An 18782-nucleotide genomic window follows, 5' to 3' on the forward strand; every position below is an offset into this window, starting at 1 on the left:
CAGCAGGTGGTCGGAAGCCAGGCCCTGGGCGCAGATATTCAGGCGCCTGGCCACTTCATGGACGGGCTCATCGCGGAATAGCGCCATGCCCAGTACCAGCCAGAGCACCTGATCGGCAGGCAGGCGCCGCCGCCGGATGGTGGCCTGCGAGGAAAGGTGCAGCGCGGATTCCACCCACTCGACCGGAATGTTCTGGGTGAAGGTGCTCAGATCGGAGAAGTTGAACAGGTCGCCCAAGTCGAGCAGATGCTGTTGGAAAGACATAAAAAATCCGATGCCAGAAGTCTGGCATCGGATTTTCAGGGAAGGCCCCGCTGAGGCTCAAATGCTTAAGTGAACAGCATTACGCCGTTTGGCGGGTTTTTTCATTTTGTTTACCTGCATTTCATCGGTTTTCCGCGAACTTTGTCGTCACCCCGGAGGTCAGTCTCCCTGTGTCTTTTTTCGAACAGAAACAAGGAGATAACAGATGGACCGGCTGAGCAGACTGCTGACCGACACCTTCGCTCCCTACGCTCATGAACTGGGCGCCGCGCGCCCGGATGGCGGACGCGTGCTGACCCTGGCCAACGAGGAAGGCGAAGTCGTGATGCGGCGGGTGATCGCCGGAGAGCATCTGGCCGACGGCAGGGAGGGGGAGGAGGCGCTGCAGGCCATCCGCCGCGACCTGCTGGTCCAGGAAGGGCGTATCGAAGAGGACGTGCTCGTCGCGCTGCGCCAGCGGGCGCAGGTGCTGTATTACGGGACCTGATACGGTTTCGATTGGGTGTCCGGGTAGGGCGCATGACGCGCCAGCGTCATCCGCCACCGGGCCCTTCGGCGGATGAAGCGTTCCGCTTCATCCGCCCTACATGTAGGAGCACGCCATGCGTGCGATTCGCGCGCATGGCCCGCTCCTGCAGGTCGACGGAACCTATACAGCCCCGTCGCGGCGCAGCTCGGCGATCCTCGCTGCGTCGTAGCCCAGTTCCGCCAGCAGGCCGTCGGTGTGCTCGCCCAGCGCCGGGCCGATCCATTCGGTGGAGCCGGGGGTGTCGGACAGCTTGGGCACTATGCCGGGCATCCTGAACGGCTTGCCGTCCGGCAGCTTCGCCGAGAGGAACATCTCGCGGGCGAGGAATTGCGGGTCGGCGAACATGTCCTCGGCGGAGTAGATGCGGCTGGCCGGCACTTCGGCGCGGTTCAACAGCTCCAGCATCTGTTCCAGCGTCTGCGAGCGCGCCCAGCGGTCGATCACGCCGTACAGCTCGTCGCGGCGCTGGTCGCGGCCGGCGTTGTCGGCCAGGGTCGGGTCGTCGGCCAGGTCGTCGCGGCCGATGGCCTGCATGAAGCGGCGGAAGATCGCGTCGCCGTTGGCGCCGATCTGCACGTGCCTGCCGTCGGCGCTGGTGTGGATGGAGGAGGGCGTGATGCCGGGCATGATGTTGCCCGTGCGTTCGCGGATGAAGCCGAACACGTCGAACTCCGGAACCATGCTTTCCATCATGGCGAAGATCGCCTCGTACAGCGCCACGTCGACCATCTGCCCGAGGCCGCCATTGACCTCGCGGTGACGCACCGCCATCAGCGCGCCGATCACCGCCCACAGCGCGGCGATGGAGTCGCCGATGGAGATGCCGGTGCGCACCGGCGGGCGGTCCTCGAAGCCGGTGATGTAGCGCAAGCCGCCCATGGATTCGCCGACGGCGCCGAAGCCCGGCTGGTCCTTGTACGGGCCGGTCTGGCCGAAGCCGGACAGGCGCACCATCACCAGCTTCGGGTTCAGTTCGTGGATGACGTCCCAACTGAAACCGAGCTTCTCCAGCACGCCGGGGCGGAAGTTCTCGATCAGGATGTCCGCGTCGGCCAGCAGCTTCTTCAGGATCTCGCGGCCTTCCGGGTGCTTGAGGTTGAGGGTCAGCGAGCGCTTGTTGCGCGCCTGCACGAACCACCACAGCGACGTGCCTTCGTACAGCTTGCGCCATTTGCGCAGCGGGTCGCCGCCGTCCGGCGATTCGACCTTGATCACCTCGGCGCCGAATTCGGCGCAGATGCGCGAGGCGAACGGGCCGGCGATCAGGGTGCCGAGTTCGACCACTTTCAGGCCGGCGAGGGGTTTGGCAGGGACGTTCATCGGATTTTCCATTCGGCAGGCAATGCCCGCGACTCTAGCGCGAGCGATGCGCTGCGGGTAGTCCGGAGAAAACCATGGAATTTTTGAGGATTTGCGCACAGACGCGGTGCGCGTAAAGTAAGGCTGTATCCCTTCTTCCAACAGCTTGTCCCGACAGGGACAGAGTGCCGAGCCATGCATGCCTTCGCATCCTTCCTGCTCCATGGTCGTCCAGCGCGGCACGGGAACGCTGTGAGCCGGACGGGCGAGGGGGCGGCATGCAACTGAGCGTCCCGACACTGCTGGTCGTCGACCTGTACATCCTGACCCTGGTCGGGGGGCTGATGTGCTTCGCCTGGTACCGCGGCCGCCGCGAGCCGACCCTCGGCTACATGAGCGCGGCGCTGCTGCTCGGCGCCCTGGCGACCTTCCTCGGCAGCCTGCGCAATCTCGGCATCGACTACGTGCCCATCGTCATCGGCAACGCGCTGCTGTTCTTCTCCTACGCGATGATCTGGATGTCCATGCGCGTCTTCGCCGGGCGCCCGCCGCACTGGCCGGGAGTGTTCGCCGGCGTGGCATTGTGGCTGCTGATGTGCATCTGGCCGCCGTTCTACGAGTCGCTGCCGGCGCGCATCCTGCTCGGCTCGCTGCTGACCATCGCCTACTGCGTGCTGGCGGGCGGCGAGCTGTGGCGCAGCCGCAGGAAGCTCGAGGTTTCGCTGCGGCCGATTCTGCTCCTGCTGTCCCTGCACATCGGCGTATACAGCGTGCGGCTGGTGCTGGATCGCGAGTTGCCCTACGCCCCGGTGCCGGAGGGCGGAATCAGCTTCTTCGCCATCCTGATCTTCGAGACCATGCTCTTCGCCATCGGCCTCGCCTTCGCCGCCCTGGCGATGGTCAAGGAACGCGCCGAGCTGAAGTTCCGCTCCGCCGCCCTCAGCGACCCGCTGACCGGCGCCGGCAACCGCCGCGCCTTCATGGATACCGGCGAGCTGCTGCTGCGCATGTGCGCCGAGCGTGGCGAGTCGGCGGCCCTGCTGCTCTGCGACCTGGACAACTTCAAGCAGCTGAACGACGCCTTCGGCCACCCGGCCGGCGACCAGGTGCTGGTCGAGTTCAGCCGCATCACGTCATCGCGCATGCGTCGCAAGGACATCTTCGCCCGCATCGGCGGCGAGGAATTCGCCTGCCTGCTGCCCGAGGCCGCCGCCGAAGGCGCCTACCAGGTGGCCGAGCGGGTGCGCCGGGAATTCGCCGAGCTGCCGTTCATCGCCGAAGGCCAGCTCAGCGTCAGTATCGGAATCGCCACCACCCGGGAGGCCGGCCACGACCTGGCGCGGCTGCTCGAACTGGCCGACCAGGCGCTGTACGCGGCCAAGGCCAAGGGGCGCAACCGTATCGAACTGGCGGCATCGGAACCGGGCGGCGATCGTCGCGCGCGAGATTGAGCGCCGCCAGGCCAACCAACGCAGTGCTTTCAGGGTAGACTTGCCGCCCTCCGCATTCGCCAGGAATCGCCATGGCCCTCTCCGCCACGCCCTACAAAGCCGACATCAGCCTCACCGACCTCGATCGCGGCGTCTACGAGACCCTGCGCTTCACCGTTGCCCGCCATCCCTCGGAAACCGAGGAACGCCTGGCGGTGCGCCTGCTCGCCTACGTCATCTGGTACAACGAGCAGCTGGCTTTCGGTCGCGGCCTGTCGGACGTGGAAGAGCCGTCGCTGTGGGAGAAGAGCCTGGACGACCGCATCCTGCACTGGATCGAGGTCGGCCAGCCGGACAGCGATCGCCTGGTGTGGTGCTCGCGCCGCTGCGAGCGCCTGTCGCTGCTGGCCTACGGCAACCTGCGGGTATGGACCACCAAGGTCCTCGATGGCGTCCGCCACCTGAAGAACCTCAACGTCGCCTCGCTGCCCCAGGAGCCACTGGAAGCCCTGGCGCAGGACCTGCCGCGCTCGATCAACTGGACGGTGATGGTCAGCGAGGGGACGATCTTCGTCACCGACGAGAATGGTCAACATGAATTGCAGCTCGAATGGCTGATGGGCGAGCGATAAGCACGCCCGAATCTCACGGAAACAGAGTCGTTTCATGCGCATCGAACCCCGCCCCCTGCCGCAAACCCTTCCCGACCTCGGCGACCTGCCGCCCCTGCTGACCCGCCTGTACGCCGCCCGCGGCGTGAAGTCCGCCGCCGAGCTGGACAAGGGCCTGGCGCGGCTGATCCCGTACCGGCAGTTGAAGGGCATCGACGCCGCCGTCGAACTGCTGGTCGATGCCCTGCAGCGTCGCCAGCGCATCCTCATCGTCGGCGACTTCGATGCCGACGGCGCCACCGCCAGCAGCGTCGGCGTGCTGGCGCTGCGCATGCTCGGGGTGGAGTGGGTCGACTACCTGGTGCCGAACCGCTTCGAATACGGCTACGGCCTGACCCCGGAAATCGTCGCCGTGGCGCTGGAGAAGCGTCCGGACCTGCTGGTCACCGTGGACAACGGCATCTCCAGCATCGATGGCGTCGCCGCGGCGCGGGCCGCCGGGCTGCGCGTGCTGGTCACCGACCACCACCTGCCGGGCCCGGAACTGCCGGCGGCGGACGCCATCGTCAATCCCAACCAGCCGGGCTGCGATTTCCCCAGCAAGGCCATGGCCGGGGTCGGCGTGATCTTCTACGTGATGCTCGCCCTGCGTGCGCGCCTGCGCGAGACGGGCTGGTTCGCCGCGCGCGGCATCGCCGAACCGAACCTCGCCGAACTGCTCGACCTGGTCGCCCTCGGCAGCGTCGCCGACGTGGTGCCGCTGGACGCCAACAACCGCATCCTGGTCCACCAGGGGCTGGCGCGCATCCGCGCCGGACGGGCGCGGCCGGGCCTGCGGGCGCTGCTGGAAGTGGCCGGGCGCGATTGCCGGCGCATCACCTCCACCGACCTCGGCTTCATCCTCGGCCCGCGCCTGAACGCCGCGGGGCGGCTGGACGACATGTCCCTCGGCATCGAATGCCTGCTCTGCGAGGACGAGGCGCTGGCCCGCGACATGGCGGCGCAACTGGATTCGCTGAACCAGGACCGCAAGGCCATCGAGCAGGGCATGCAGCGCGAGGCGCTGGCGCAGCTCAAGGAACTGCCGCTCGACGAGATGCCGTTCGGCCTCTGCCTGTTCGACGCGGACTGGCACCAGGGGGTGATCGGCATCCTCGCCTCGCGCCTGAAGGAGCGCTACCACCGCCCGACCATCGCCTTCGCCGATGCCGGCGACGGCAGCCTCAAGGGCTCGGCGCGTTCGGTGCCGGGCTTCCACATCCGCGATGCGCTGGACGCCGTGGCGGCGCGTCATCCGGGGCTGATCGCCAAGTTCGGCGGGCACGCCATGGCCGCCGGCCTGTCGCTGCCGCAGGAGAACTTCGGCGCCTTCGCCGCCGCCTTCGATGCCGAGGTGCGCCGCCAGCTGGACGAGGACGACCTGACCGGCCGCCTGCTCTCCGACGGCCAGCTCAGCGCCGAGGAATACCACCTGGAGCTGGCGCGGGCGATCCGCCAGGCCGGTCCCTGGGGCCAGCATTTCCCCGAGCCGCTGTTCCACGGGGTGTTCCAGATCGTCCAGCAGCGCCTGGTCGGCGAGCGCCACCTGAAGCTGGTGCTGAAGACCGAATGCGGCTCGCGGCAGCTGGACGGCATCGCCTTCAACATCGACCGCGAAATCTGGCCGAACCCCACCGTGCGCTGGGTCGAGATGGCCTACAAGCTCGACGTCAACGAGTTCCGCGGCAACGAAAGCGTGCAGCTGATGGTGGCGCACCTGGCGCCGCGCTGAGGGGCAGGGCGGGGCATTGTCGGGTCGCGGGCATGGCCCGCTCCTACACAGGACTTCGCGAGCAAGCTCGCTCCTACGGGACGTTCGGCGTTGGAGATTCCCTCACCCCAGCCCTGGCTGCGCGCCCCGCTCCAGGGGGAGAAGGGGCAGATTGGCATCGGGATGAATGACGTGCCAACCGGCAACTCAGGACAGTCCCCTCTCCCTCCGGGAGAGGGTTAGGGTGAGGGATGCGCCGCGCAGACGTGTAGGCAGGAGTCCCGATCAGAAGTTGTACTTCAGGCTCGCCATGAGGTTGCGCGGCGCGCCGTACACGCCGTAGTTGGTCACGTTGCTGAAGTACTCGCGGTCGAACAGGTTGTTCAGGTTCACCGACCCCGACAGGTGCTCGTTGAAGTCGTAGCGCGCCATCAGGTTGGCCACGTAGTAGCTGCCCTGGGTGTAGTAGTGCAGGTCGTAGCCGGTCTTGCTGCTCCAGTTGAAGCCGCCGCCGACGGTGAGCCTGTCCCACTCGCCGGGCAGGTTGTAGGTGGTGAAGGCCTTCAGGCTGTGGCGCGGTACGTCGGTGAGGATGCGCTTGTCGTCGTCATCGGTGCTCACGCTGTAGGCGTAGCCGCTGGTGAGCTGCCAGCCGGGCGCCAGCTCGCCGTTCAGTTCCATCTCCACGCCCTTGGTGGTGGTGCCCTGCTTGGCGGTGTAGGCGACGCCGTCCCAGATCGCCAGGTTGTCCTGCTCGACCTTGAACAGCGCCAGGCTGGAACTCAGCCGGCCTTCGTAGAACGCCGCCTTCACCCCGGTCTCGTAGCTGGTGCCTTCCTCCGGGTCGAGCGGCTGGTTGTTCGCGTCGCGCACCCAGGAGCCCTGCGGGTTGAAGATCTTGGTGTAGCTGGCGTACACCGACCAGACGTCGTCCAGCGCGTAGGTCAGGCCGGTGTAGGGGATGAACACGCCGCTCTCGCGTTCGGTGTTCTTCGTCTCCGGCGCGCCGAACGGCTGGCTCTCGGTGGTGCGCTTCCAGTCGACCACCCGGCCGCCGAGGATCAGGTTGGTGGCGTCGGTGAGGTGGAAGCGCGAGGTCAGGTAGGCGCCGTACTGGTTCTCGCGGGTGTCGCCCTCGCCGATCTGCTGGAACACCGGTTCGGCGATCTTGCCGTTCCAGGTGTGGATGTTCGGGATGCTGCCGTCGTAGTCGCTCCACGGCCCGAGCCAGCCGCCGTAGTCGGGATAGTCGAGTTCGCGGACCTGCGAGAGGGTCACGCCGCTGATCAGCTCGTGCTCCCTGCCGAACAGCGAGAACGGGCCGGTGACGTAGGCGTCGAGGTTGTCCTGCTCGGGATCGGATTCCCAGCGCGTAGGCCAGATCACGCCGCCGGCGCCGGTGGCCTCGTCGAGTTCGCCGGCGAGGTAGGTCACCACCGAGTCGTACTGGTAGCGCGAGTGGCTGAGCTCCACCTTGCCGCTCCAGCCGTTGTCGAAGCGCTGTTCCACCGAGGCGAAGATGTTGTCCACGGTGTTGTCGTAGTAGGTCCAGTCCGGCGAGCTGTTGGCCGAGCGCTTGAAGTCGGTGCGGTGGCCGTTGCTGTAGCGCAGCGGGAAGCCGGTGCGCATGGGCGTGTCGACGTTGACGGTGAGGTGGCTGAAGCCCAGCGTCAGCAGGGTGGCCTCGCTCAGGTCGAACTCGCTGATGCCGTAGACCAGCTTGGTCTTCTCGTGGAATTCGTCGACCCAGGCGTGCTGGTCCTTGTAGTCCACCACCAGGCGGGCGCGCACCGTGGCTTCGTCGTTCAGTGGACCGGAGACGTCCAGGCCGGTGCCGTAGCGGTCCCAGCTGCCGGCCTCGGCGGTCAGGGAAACCTGCGGTTCGAAGGTCGGGCGCTTGCGGATCAGGTTGATGGTCGCCGCTGGGGTGCCCATGCCGCTGACCAGGCCGGTGGCGCCGCGCACCACTTCGACGCGGTCGTAGGCCGCGGTGTTCTGCAGGTAGTTGCCGAGCAGGGACGAGGTGGGTACGCCGTCGATGGAGAAGTTGCGGATCTCGAAACCGCGCGACCAGAACTGCTCTGTATCGGCGCCGAGGCCGGAGCGGAGCACGGTGATGCCGGCGGTGGCTTCCAGCGCATCGCTGATGTTGTCGAGCTTCTGGTCGTCGAGGCGCTGGCGGGTCAGCACGGTGACCGACTGCGGGGTTTCCTGCGGCGTCAGGTTGAGGCGCGTGGAGCTGCTCGACGAATAGGTAGTGTAGGAGCCGGTGCCTTCGGTGGTCGCGCCCGGCGCCTTGCCGGAGATGGTCACCGCGCCCATTTCCAGCGCGTCGGAGCTGACCGGCAGCGGACGCAGCTCGTAGTGGCCGGCGGCGGTCTGCATGGCTTCCAGGCCGCTGCCCGCGAGCATGACCGCCAGCGCCTGCTCGACGCTGTAGTCGCCTTTCAGCGCCTGGGCTTCCCGGCCCGCCGCCAGCGCGCCGTCGCCCGCCAGGTAGATGCCGGCCTCGGCGGCGAAGCGGTTCAGGCGTTCGGCCAGCGGTCCGGCGGGGATGTCGTAATGGCGGGTCTGCACCTGCGCCTGCTCGGCGGCGTGCAGCGCGGCCAGGGGCAGGGCGCTGCCGAGGGCGAGCGGAACGCACAGGCTCAGGCGGCGGAGGGTGGCGCGAGGTGAAGCGGTCTTGCGAGGTGACATTCGGGGGTCCTTGTTCGAGCGGGCAGGCGGTTGTCACCTTCTGAATCGGATGAGCGCGCAAAACCGGAAGCACGAATGAAAATAATTTTCATCTTGCCGACGATCAGCGCGGCTCGATGCTGACCCACCAGGGCAGCGTGCGCTGGATGCGCACGGGCAGAGCGCCCTGCAGCATGGCCAGGGCGCGGTCGCTGTCGTGCAGCGGGAAGCTGCCCATCACCCGCAGGTCGGCCAGCGCCGGATCGACGCCGATATGGCCGTGGCGATAGCGCGACAGCTCCTCGACGAAGGCCGCGAGCGGCATGTCGTTGGCCGCGAGGATGCCCTTGCTCCAGGCCTGCCGGGCTGGGTCGGCGGGCTGCGCGGCGGCGATGACGGCGCTGTCGAAGCGCACCTGGCTGCCGGCTTCGATCACCTGGCGCGAGGTGCCGTCGGCGGTGCGGATTTCCACCGCGCCGTCGAACACCGCCAGACGGGTGGCGCCGTCCTGCTGGGTCACGCTGAAGCGCGTGCCCAGCGCGCGCATGCGGCCCTGGCCGGATTCGACGACGAAGGGGCGGTCGTCCCTGGCCGTTTCGATCAGCACTTCGCCCTGCAGCAGCAGGAGGCGGCGCAGGTCGCTGCGGAAGTCCAGGTCCAGCGCGCTGTTGCCGTTCAGCCAGATGTGCGTGCCATCGGCCAGGCGTTCCTCGCGCATCTCGCCGGTGCCGCTGCGCAGGTCTGCGCGCAGGGCCAGCAGTCCGGCGCGCAGACGCTGGTTCTGCCAGCCGCCCCAGCCCAGCAATGCGCCGCCGAGCAGCACGGCGAGGCCACTCATGGCCTGGCGCCGGGTCGGCTGCGCGCGGCGCGCCGAACGCAGCGTCTGCAGGGCGGTATCGCCGTCGTCCTGCAACGGCTGGAAACGCTGGCCGATGCGCTCGACGTAGCTCCAGGCGGTGCGGTTCACCTCGCTCTGCGCATGCCACTGCGCCCAGCGCTCCCGCACCCGGGCATCGTCGGGGGCGGCGGCGAGGCGGGCGTACCACTGGGCGGCCTGTTGCAGCGTCGAGTGGTCGGGCCGGGTGCTCATCAGTTGGCCAGCGCCTCGTCGAGTTCCGCTTCGAGCAGCAGGCAATGGTACATCGCCTGGGCCATGTACTTGCCGATGGTGCGCTCGGAAAGTCCCATGCGCTGGGCGATCTCGCGATAGGCGAGGCCCTGCAGCTGGGACAGCAGGAAGGCTTCGGCGACCTTCTCCGGCAGCCTTTCGAGCATCGCGTGGACCTGCTCCAGCGCCTCCAGGATCATCGCCCGCTGCTCTTCCGAAGGCGCATAGGCGTCCGGGCGGCTGGCCAGCACATCGAGCCAGGCCTGTTCCACCTGGCGGCGGCGATGGAAGTCGATGCAGGCATTGCGCGACACCGCGAGCAGATAGGCGCGCACGTGGCTGTCGCTCTCGAACTCGCGCTTGCGCACCAGCAGGCGCAGGAACACGTCATGCGCCAGGTCCGCCGCGTCGCTGGCGTTGCCGAGCATCTTGTACAGCCAGTTGCGGACCAGGCCGTGATGGTCCCGGTAATAGAAATGCACCTGGCGCAGGTAGGCCTGGTCGGGTGTCGACATGGGTGGGCCTTGAGATGAGAAGGTTAATTATTTGAGAGTTATTCTCATTCTACAGATATGCCCGGCGCGGCAGCAAGGCGCCGGGACGGGTGGCGCATCCCGGCGTTCCGTGGCCGTCCTCAGGGAGCGCTGATGTCGCGGTGATCGACCTCCACCGTGTGCCCCGGGCCGAGATCGAAGAGCACGTAGAACTCGCCGGGCGGGCGGCGGAAGGTCAGGCTGGAGTCGGCGCCCAGCTTGCCGGGCAGGATGACGCCGCCGTCGTAGCCGACCACGTCGAGGGTCGCGCCGGGGGCCGCGCTGCCATCGCTCATGCCGGCGATGCAGCGGACCTGTTCGGCATCCAGCGCCTTGCATTCGCAGAACAGGCCGTGGGCGGAGGCGGCCGGGCTGACGGCCAGGGCGAACAGGGCGCCCGGCAGGGAAAGTCGCTTCATTGGTTCTTGCCTCGCTGCTGCAGCCAGGCGACCAGCGACGGCGATGCCTGGGCCAATGGGATGCTGGTCTGCCGGACGCTGCCGTCCCAGCCTTCGACGGTGAGCCAGAGCGCGTCGTCCGGGCGCGCCCGCGCAGGCACCGGCACTTCGACGAAACGCCGCGACGGGCTGCCCGACAGCAGCGCTCCGGCGGTGCGCAGGTCGCGTGGCTGGCCGATGCGCAGATAGGCGGCGCGCACCTGCGGGTCGCATTCCCCGCAGAACGCCAGGGTGAAGGCCTTCATGTAGCCGGCGCGGCCTTCCAGTTCCGGCGCGCCGGTTTCCCATTCGGCCAGCCGCACGCTCCAGGGGCCGACCTGCAGTTCGCCGACCTCGCGCTCGCCCAGCCCGCCGAGGCCGCGGTCGAGCCGCGCCTCGTGGAAATAGGCCGGCATGAAGCCGAGCGGGATCAGCACCAGCAGCGCGCTGAGGTGGAAGCGCCAGCGCAGCCAGAGGCGCCGCGGGGCGGAGATTCGCTGGGTAGCGTTCATTGGTTGGTCTCCAGGCTGGCGGTGGCGAGTTTCGCCGAGGAAGCGCGCCGGAGTTCCTTGGCGCTGGCGATCAGGGTGCGCTTGCTCCAGACCAGCAGCCCGCTGAGCACCATCATGCTCAGCAGCAGGCCGAAGACGAACCACACCAGCTTGATCCACAGGCCGCCGAAATCGCCGGTGTGCAGCGGACGCATGGATTCGGTGACGAACTCCACGCCGCTGCGGTCGCCGAGCAGGCGGGTGGCCTCGACCGCGCCGTCGTAGGGGTTCACCGAGGCACTCTCGTACATCAGCGGGTACCAGGCCTTGCCGGTCACCTCGATATGCCCGTAGGCGTCGCCGGGGAAGCTCAGCCAGACCGGCTCCAGGCCGGGGATGCGCGCCTGCGCGGCGGCGATGGCCTGGTCCGGGCCGATGCGCGGCGGCGGGTTGCCGTCGGTCAGCGGCACCTGGTCGTGGGCGATGATGGTCGGCACGCCCTCGCTGGAGAGGGTGACGTGGTTGTCGTAGAGCAGCGCCTGGATCAGGAACCAGGTGCCGGTGATGGAAATCACCGCGATGAACCAGATCGACCAGATCCCGGTCAGGCGATGGAAATCGCCCCAGAAGATCCGCGCGCCCTGGTTGAAGCGCAGGGTCGGCCTGAAGAAGCCGCGCCAGAAGCGCTTGTACACCACCAGCCCGGTGACCAGCGAAGCCAGCATCGGCAGGCCGAGCAGCGACACCAGGTACCAGCCCCAGCTGTAGCCGTTGGTCCACGGCACCAGCCACCAGCCATGCAGGGCGCGGGTGAACTCGCGGAAGTCGAACAGCGGGCTGCTGCCCTGCACCCGGCCGCTGTAGGGGTTCACGTACAGCGTGGCGTTGCGGCCATCCGGGTAGCTGACTTCGGCCTCCAGCGCGAAATGGCTTTCGCCGGGCACGTGCAGCCGCTGCAGCGAGGCGCCGGGCTGCTGCGTCGCGATGGCGGCGAGGATGGCGTCATGCCCCAGGCGCGGGGCGTCGTCGTCTGGCGCGCTGGCGCGCACCGCGGGGTTGGCCAGCCAGACGATCTCCTGGCTCACGGTCGCCAGGGTGCCGGTGATGCACACCAGGAAGACGAAGAACCAGATCGGCAGCGCGAGCCAGCTGTGCACCAGGAACCAGGTTCTGGATCGGGATTTCTTGGACATTGGGGAGTCGACTGCAGGAAGTGGAAAGAAGCCCGCCGGGCAGACGGGCAAAGGACACCAAAGGAACGGGGGTGCCATGGATAAGGACGGACGAGTCGGCAAAACCCGGCAGTTGCAGTTGCAAGCAATTGTTTCGGGCCGGGAGCGGCGGACTGATCGTTCCCACGCTCCCGCGTGGGAATGCCGCCTTCGACGCTCCTGCGTCGGCTTTTTCGGGGTGGCACTTCGGGGCGGGCCTGAAAAAAGCGTGATTTTTCCTGCGGGTTTTTCCTTCTCGTTCGTCTCTATCTATGAACACGGCGGATTCGCTCCGCCCGGACCGACAACAACGAGACGAGAAAGGAGACTCGCATGCCCGCCACTTCCACCCATCCTTCGTCCCCGCGCCCGGCCCGGCAGTTGCTGGAGCGTGCCGGCCTGCGCTGCAGCATGTCGCGGCTGAAGGTGCTCGACCTGCTCTACTACTGCCGTAGCGGCACCGCCCTCGAACTGCACGCCTGCCTGCAGGAGCAGGACCTGGACATCCCGGTGAACTGCATCCGCCAGGCCCTGCGCCGGCTGCACAAGAGCGGCGTGCTGGAGCGCGACGAGCAGAAGCGCTACCGCCTGGCCCTCGATCTCGATTCGCTCACCGGTGGGCAGCCGACCCGGCACTGATACAAGGAAGTCGTGATGTTGCGGTACAGGCGGGGCCGGCTGATCGGTCTGGTGGTGCTGGCGCTGGTCCTGCTGGGCGGTCTCGGCTGGTCGTTCGGTTCCGATGGCGCGAAGTATCGGACGCAAGCGGTGGAGCGCGGCGATATCGAAGCGCTGGTCAACGCCATCGGCACGCTGCGGCCGCGCACCCAGGTGGAAGTCGGCGCGCGGGTGTCCGGGCAGATCGACCGGCTGCACGTGAAGGCCGGCGACGTGGTCGCCAGGGGACAGCTGCTCGCCGAGATCGACCCGCGGATTCCCCAGGCCACGGTGGATGCCGGCGAGGCGCAGCTGGCCGACCTGCAGGCGCAGCTCGCCGAGCAGCGCGCCCGCCTCGAACTGGCGGCGCAGCAGCAGGCGCGCCAGCAGCGCATGCTCGGCGACGGTTCGACGCGGCTGGAAGACGTGCAGGTCGCCGAGGCCGAGCACAAGGTGGCGGCGGCGCGCATCCGCCAGTTGGAAGCGAAGATCCGCCAGACCCGCTCGACCCTCGGCGCCGACCGCACCCAGCTGGAATACACGCGCATCTACGCGCCGATCGCCGGCACGGTGATCTCGCTGATCGCCGAGGAGGGCCAGACCCTCAACGCCACCTACCAGACCCCGGCACTGCTGCGCATCGCCGACCTGGCGTCGATGACCGTATGGACCGACGTGTCCGAAGCCGACGTCGGCCGCGTGCGGGTCGGCATGCCGGTGCGCTTCACCACCCTCGGCGGCGAGGGACGCAGCTGGAGCGGCAGCGTCCGCCAGGTGCTGCCGGCGCCGCAGGAACCGAAGCCCGCGGAAGGCGGCGAGGCCGCGGCGGCGAGCGCCAGCAAGGTGGTGCAGTACACCGTGCTGTTCGACGTGGACAACGCCGACGGCGCTCTGATGCCGCAGATGACCGCCCAGGTGTCCTTCGTCGACGCCACCGCGAAGAACGTGCTGCGGGTGCCGCTGGCCGCGCTGGAGGCGGTGCCCGGCGAACGCGGCAGCTATCGCGCGCGGGTACTGGAGGACGGCAGGGCGAAGCCGCGCGAGCTGCGCATCGGCGTGCGCAACCGTCTCGACGGCGAGGTGCTGGACGGCCTGGCCGGCGGCGAAACCCTGGTGCTCGGCGAGCTGGACCCGGACGACCGGCCGCGGAGGTTCCAGTGGTGAGTGCGCAGCCCGCGCTGATCGAGCTGGACGACATCGGCAAGGAATATGGCGGCGGCGCCAGCCCGAAGGTCAGGGTGCTGCACGGCGTGTCGCTGCGCATCGAGGCCGGCGAGTTCGTCGCCATCGTCGGCGCCTCGGGCTCCGGCAAGTCGACGCTGATGAACGTGCTCGGCTGCCTCGACCGGCCCAGCTTCGGCAGCTACCGCTTCGCCGGCGTCGACGTGGCGTCCATGGACGACGACCAGTTGGCCTGGCTGCGCCGCGAGGCCTTCGGCTTCGTGTTCCAGGGCTACCACCTGATCCCCACCTGCAGCGCGCGGGAGAATGTCGAGGTGCCGGCGGTGTATGCCGGTCGTTCCGCCGCCGAACGTGCCGCGCGATCCGCCGCACTGCTCGGCCGGCTGGGCCTCGGCGAGCGCCTGGAGAATCGCCCCAACCAGCTTTCCGGTGGCCAGCAGCAGCGGGTTTCCATCGCCCGCGCGCTGATGAACGGCGGCCGCATCATCCTCGCCGACGAGCCCACCGGCGCGCTGGACAGCCGCAGCGGCGAGGAAGTGATGGCGCTGCTCGACGAACTGTCCGCCGAGGGCCACACGCTGATCCTGATCACCCACGACCGCCAGGTGGCGGCGCGGGCGCGGCGGGTCATCGAGATCCTCGACGGCCGGGTGGTCAGCGATTCCGGCAGCGCGCCGGTGCAGCAGGCGCTGCCCGTGCCTGACCTGGCCGGCGCCCGCCAGTCCACCGGCGCCAGCCTCTCCGCCGATCTCGGCGAGGCGCTGCGTTCGGCCTGGCGGGTGATGTGGCTGAACCGCTTGCGCACCGCGCTGACCCTGCTCGGCATCGTCATCGGCGTGGCCTCGGTGATCGCCATGCTCGCCATCGGCCTGGGCACCAAGCAGCAGGTGGTGCGGCAGATGGCTTCCCTCGGCGCCACCATCATGTACCTCGGCGGCGACCATCCGCCGGAGGGCGGGCCGCGGGGCGACGTGACCCTCGACGACCTGGAGGCGCTGGCCGGCCTCAGGTCGATCCGCCACGCCATGCCGGTGATCGGCGACCCGCTGACGGTGCGCCGCGGCAACCTGTCGAAATCCATCTACACCTTCGCCTGCACCGAGGACATGCCCGCCATCCACCGCTGGCCGGTGGTCCAGGGGCGCTTCTTCAACGCCAGCGAGGACCGCGCCCTGGCGCCGCTGGCGGTGCTCGGGCACAAGGCCTGGAAGCATTTCTTCCCCGACGGCGACAGCCCGCTGGGCCGGCAGATCCTGGTCGGCAGCGCGCTGTTCGAGGTGATCGGGGTGATGAAGGAAAAGGGCGCCGACTCCGGCGTCGAGGACTACGACGAGATGATCTTCATCCCCTACCAGGCCGGCCGCGCGCGGGTCTACAAGGGGTTCAGCCACCCCGACTACGCGGTGATCGACGCCGCTGCGCCGGAGCTGGTCGAACGCGCCGAACGGGACATGCAGGAACTGCTGCTGGAGCGCCACGGGCGCAAGGACTTCTCCATCGGCAACGCCGCCGCCAAGCTGCAGGCGCAGGCCCAGGCGCAGGACAGCATGACCCTGATGCTCGGCCTGATCGCCGCGGTGTCGCTGCTGGTCGGCGGCATCGGCGTGATGAACGTGATGTGGATGACCGTGCGCGAACGCACCCGCGAGATCGGCATCCGCGTCGCCACCGGGGCGCGGCAGAGCGACATCCTGCGCCAGTTCCTCAGCGAATCGGTGCTGCTCAGCGTGGTCGGCGGCGCCATCGGCGTGGCGATCGGCCTGGCCATCGGCGGCGTGCTGCTGGCGGCCGGGGTGCCGGTGGTGTTCTCGCTGACGGCGATCCTCGGCGCCTTCGCCTGCGCGCTGGCGACCGGGCTGGTGTTCGGCTTCGCCCCGGCGCGCAAGGCGGCGCGGCTCGATCCGGTGGTGGCGCTGGGGAGCGATGCATGAGGCGTACGGCAGTATCGCTGGGGATGCTCCTGGCGCTGGCCGGCTGCGCCGGCGATCCGCCGCTCCCCGCGCCGTCCGCCGAGCTGCCGGCGCAGTGGCGCTATTCCGTGCCGGGCGAGGCCGATGCGGTGGATGCCGAGTGGTGGAAGCGCTTCGGCAGCGCCGAACTGGACCTGCTGGTCGAGCGCGCCCGCCGCGACAGCCATGACGTGCAGGCCGCGGAGGCGCGCCTGCGCCAGGCCCGCGCCGGCGTGCAACTGGCCGGGGCGGCGCTGCTGCCGACGCTGGACGGCGTGCTGCGCGCGTCGCGCTACGACGTCAGGCACGGCGACTCCAGCCACGACTACCGCGCCGCGCTGGAGGCCAGCTACGAGGTGGACTTCTGGGGCCGCAACCGCGCCCTGCGCGATGCCGCCGGCGAGCAGTGGCGCGCCTCGCGTTTCGACCTCGACACCCTGCGCCTGAGCCTCACCGCCGCCGTCGCCACGGCCTGGCTGGAGCGCGCCGGCTTCGGCGAGCGGCTGCGCATCGCCGAGCTCGACCTGGCGAGCGCCGAACGGATTCTCGCCACCCTGGAGTCCCGCGAACGCGCCGGCGCCGCCATGCCGCTGGAACTGGCCCAGCAGCGCGCGCTGGTGGCCGGGCGGCGCGGTGAAGTGGCCGCCCTGCGCCAGCAGCTGAACCAGAGCGAAGTCACCCTCGGCGTGCTGCTCGGCCTGGCGCCGCAGTCGCTGCACCTGGCCGGTGCGCTGCCGGAGGGACTGGCGGCGCCGCGCATCGACAGCGGCGTGCCGGCGCAACTGCTGGTACGCCGCCCGGACATCGCCCGCGCCGAGGCGCAGCTGGCCGCCGCCGATGCCGACCTGGCCGCGGCCCGGGCGGCGCTGTTCCCGCGCGTGGTGCTGAATGCCGGTGGCGGTTTCGCCAGCGAGCGCATCGGCAGCCTGCTCGACGACCCGTTCCACGAACTCTCCGCCGCGCTGCTGGCACCGATCTTCGACGGCGGCCAGCTGTCCGCCCTGCGCGACCAGGCCGACGCGCGGCGCACCGAGCTGCTCGCCGACTATCGGCAGAGCATCGTGGTGGCGCTGGCCGAGGTGGAGTCCGGCCTCAACGCCATCGCCGGCCTCGACGCTCGGCTGCAGGCGCAGGATGAACAGGTTCATCAGGCGCGGCTGGCCTTCGCCCTGGCCGACTCGCGCTACCGCGCCGGCGCGGAAAACCTGCTCACCCTGCTCGACGCCCAGCGCACCCTGTACGCCGCCCAGGACCTGCAGGCGGTGCTGTGGCAGGCGCGGCTGCAGGCCAGCGTGGCGCTGTACAAGGCGCTTGGCGGGGGCTGGAAGGAGGAGGGCTGAGACTGCAGTGCCGATTTTGCTCCGCTTCGGTTCGCCAACCCGGTCTACATTTGAAAGTGTCGGACCATTCGTACAAAGACCGAACGGAGTGATGCCATGAGCCAGTTGTTCGAGCCCTTGACCCTGCGCAATCTCACCCTGCCCAACCGCATTGCGGTCTCGCCGATGTGCCAGTACTCGGCGGTAGATGGGCTGGCCAACGACTGGCACCTGGTACACCTCGGCAGCCGGGCGGTCGGGGGCGCCGGGCTGGTGATAGTCGAAGCGACCGCGGTCAGCCCGGAAGGGCGGATCACCGATCAGGACCTGGGGATCTGGAGCGACGAGCAGATCGAGCCGCTGCGGCGGATCACCCGCTTCATCGAGACCCAGGGCGCGGTGGCCGGCGTGCAGCTGGCCCACGCCGGGCGCAAGGCCAGCACCTGGGCGCCGTGGCTGGGCAAGCACGGCTCGGTGCCGATCGGCGAAGGCGGCTGGGTACCGCTGGCGCCTTCGGCGATCGCCTTCGATCCGCAGCACACCACGCCGATGGCGCTGACCGAAGAACAGCTGGGCGAAGTGCTGCAGCTGTTCGTGCGGGGCGCCGAGCGGGCGCTGGCGGCCGGCTTCAAGATCGTCGAGGTGCACGCCGCGCACGGCTACCTGCTGCACCAGTTCCTCTCGCCGCTCTCCAACCAGCGCCGCGACAACTACGGCGGCTGCTTCGAGAACCGCATCCGCCTGCTGCTGGAAGTGACCAGGGCGGTGCGCGATGTCTGGCCGGAAGAGCTGCCGCTGCTGGTGCGCCTGTCGGCCACCGACTGGGTGGAGGACGGCTGGAACCCGGACGAGACGGTGGAGCTGGCGCGGCGCCTGAAGGACCTGGGCGTCGACCTGATCGACGTGTCCTCCGGCGGCACCGCGGTGAACGCGGAGATTCCGGTGGGCCCGGGATACCAGACCCAGTTCGCCGAGCGGGTGCGCAAGGAGGCGGGCGTCGCCAGCGGCACGGTGGGCATGATCACCGAGCCGGTGCAGGCCGAGCACATCCTGCGCACCGGCCAGGCCGACATGATCCTGCTCGCCCGCGAACTGCTGCGCGATCCGTACTGGCCGCTGCACGCCGCCGACGAGCTGGGCGGCCAGCAGGTGCCGTGGCCGCCGCAATACCTGCGCGCGGCGCAGCGCGGCACGCCGAAGCGCAGCCCGTTCGTCGGCGCCTGAACCCCTGTCCGGCAACCGGCAGGCCGGGGAGGGGCCGGCCGGTTGTCGCAGCTGTGGCGTTTTCAATGTGATGCGTGTCGCAGATTTGCTACTCTCGGGGCCTCGCGTACGG

At 69.0% G+C, this 18782-nt stretch carries 17 protein-coding genes; 9 read left to right on the forward strand and 8 right to left on the reverse strand.

Annotation, left to right across the window (positions count from 1 at the left end):
- Nucleotides 1–264 (reverse strand): transposase domain-containing protein (locus BLR75_RS19685; RefSeq protein WP_175469377.1); only part of this gene is annotated, 264 nt, incomplete at its 3' end.
- Nucleotides 265–469: 205 nt separating this feature from the next.
- On the opposite strand from BLR75_RS19685, the gene BLR75_RS19690 reads away from it, so the two are divergent.
- Nucleotides 470–751, forward strand: a complete 282-nt coding sequence (locus BLR75_RS19690) for a DUF3509 domain-containing protein (RefSeq protein ID WP_084315531.1) — start codon at nt 470–472, stop codon at nt 749–751.
- 162 nt (nt 752–913) lie between these two features.
- Here BLR75_RS19690 and BLR75_RS19695 read toward each other — a convergent pair whose 3' ends face one another.
- A complete protein-coding gene (locus BLR75_RS19695; protein ID WP_084315529.1) occupies nt 914–2113 on the reverse strand; it encodes a CaiB/BaiF CoA transferase family protein in 1200 nt (399 codons plus the stop codon).
- A 257-nt stretch (nt 2114–2370) separates the two neighbouring features.
- Between BLR75_RS19695 and BLR75_RS19700 the strand changes: the two genes are divergently transcribed.
- The 3 genes from BLR75_RS19700 (at nt 2371) to recJ (ending at nt 5904) form a co-directional block, all read left to right on the forward strand.
- Nucleotides 2371–3543, forward strand: coding sequence for a GGDEF domain-containing protein (locus tag BLR75_RS19700; protein ID WP_084315527.1), 1173 nt, complete (start codon nt 2371–2373; stop codon nt 3541–3543).
- Nucleotides 3544–3614: 71 nt separating this feature from the next.
- Nucleotides 3615–4154, forward strand: a complete 540-nt coding sequence (locus BLR75_RS19705; protein WP_084315525.1) for a YaeQ family protein — start codon at nt 3615–3617, stop codon at nt 4152–4154.
- Between the two features lie 34 nt (nt 4155–4188).
- Nucleotides 4189–5904 (forward strand): single-stranded-DNA-specific exonuclease RecJ, encoded by a 1716-nt coding sequence (recJ, locus tag BLR75_RS19710; RefSeq protein WP_084315523.1) that lies wholly within the window; start codon nt 4189–4191, stop codon nt 5902–5904.
- Nucleotides 5905–6168: 264 nt separating this feature from the next.
- On the opposite strand, the gene BLR75_RS19715 is transcribed toward recJ, so the two are convergent.
- The 6 genes from BLR75_RS19715 to BLR75_RS19740 all read right to left on the reverse strand — a co-directional run bounded on the left by BLR75_RS19715 (nt 6169) and on the right by BLR75_RS19740 (nt 12321).
- Nucleotides 6169–8580, reverse strand: coding sequence for a TonB-dependent siderophore receptor (locus tag BLR75_RS19715; protein WP_084315521.1), 2412 nt, complete (start codon nt 8578–8580; stop codon nt 6169–6171).
- Nucleotides 8581–8683: 103 nt separating this feature from the next.
- Nucleotides 8684–9649, reverse strand: coding sequence for a FecR domain-containing protein (locus BLR75_RS19720; protein ID WP_174688591.1), 966 nt, complete (start codon nt 9647–9649; stop codon nt 8684–8686).
- Complete coding sequence (locus BLR75_RS19725; RefSeq protein WP_084315519.1) at nt 9649–10182, reverse strand: sigma-70 family RNA polymerase sigma factor; 534 nt, start codon at nt 10180–10182, stop codon at nt 9649–9651. Before BLR75_RS19725 ends, BLR75_RS19720 begins: the two co-directional genes overlap by 1 nt.
- Nucleotides 10183–10301: 119 nt before the next feature.
- Nucleotides 10302–10619, reverse strand: coding sequence for a hypothetical protein (locus BLR75_RS19730; protein ID WP_084315517.1), 318 nt, complete (start codon nt 10617–10619; stop codon nt 10302–10304).
- On the reverse strand, nt 10616–11149 hold the full coding sequence (locus tag BLR75_RS19735; protein ID WP_084315516.1) for a thiamine pyrophosphate-binding protein: 534 nt from the start codon (nt 11147–11149) through the stop codon (nt 10616–10618). The genes BLR75_RS19730 and BLR75_RS19735 overlap by 4 nt, the downstream gene beginning before the upstream one ends.
- Nucleotides 11146–12321 carry a PepSY-associated TM helix domain-containing protein gene (locus BLR75_RS19740; RefSeq protein WP_084315514.1) on the reverse strand — a complete coding sequence of 392 codons (1176 nt, stop codon included), beginning with the start codon at nt 12319–12321 and terminating at the stop codon, nt 11146–11148. The genes BLR75_RS19735 and BLR75_RS19740 overlap by 4 nt, the downstream gene beginning before the upstream one ends.
- Nucleotides 12322–12672: 351 nt before the next feature.
- Between BLR75_RS19740 and BLR75_RS19745 the strand changes: the two genes are divergently transcribed.
- From BLR75_RS19745 to BLR75_RS19765, 5 genes are all read left to right on the forward strand, one after another.
- Complete coding sequence (locus tag BLR75_RS19745) at nt 12673–12978, forward strand: hypothetical protein (RefSeq protein WP_084315512.1); 306 nt, start codon at nt 12673–12675, stop codon at nt 12976–12978.
- A gap of 15 nt (nt 12979–12993) precedes the next feature.
- Nucleotides 12994–14160 carry an efflux RND transporter periplasmic adaptor subunit gene (locus tag BLR75_RS19750; RefSeq protein WP_174688590.1) on the forward strand — a complete coding sequence of 389 codons (1167 nt, stop codon included), beginning with the start codon at nt 12994–12996 and terminating at the stop codon, nt 14158–14160.
- The gene (locus BLR75_RS19755; protein ID WP_217633622.1) at nt 14157–16109 is read left to right on the forward strand and encodes an ABC transporter permease; all 1953 of its coding nucleotides are present in this window, start codon (nt 14157–14159) and stop codon (nt 16107–16109) included. Before BLR75_RS19750 ends, BLR75_RS19755 begins: the two co-directional genes overlap by 4 nt.
- Nucleotides 16106–17467: an efflux transporter outer membrane subunit gene (locus BLR75_RS19760; RefSeq protein ID WP_084315509.1), complete on the forward strand. Its 1362-nt coding sequence runs from the start codon at nt 16106–16108 to the stop codon at nt 17465–17467. The genes BLR75_RS19755 and BLR75_RS19760 overlap by 4 nt, the downstream gene beginning before the upstream one ends.
- A 96-nt stretch (nt 17468–17563) precedes the next feature.
- Entirely contained in the window at nt 17564–18670 is a 1107-nt protein-coding gene (locus BLR75_RS19765) for an NADH:flavin oxidoreductase/NADH oxidase (protein WP_084315507.1), read from the forward strand.
- Nucleotides 18671–18782 lie beyond the last annotated feature (112 nt).

Origin of the sequence: Pseudomonas jinjuensis (assembly GCF_900103845.1) — a bacterium.
Taxonomy (GTDB): domain Bacteria; phylum Pseudomonadota; class Gammaproteobacteria; order Pseudomonadales; family Pseudomonadaceae; genus Pseudomonas; species Pseudomonas jinjuensis.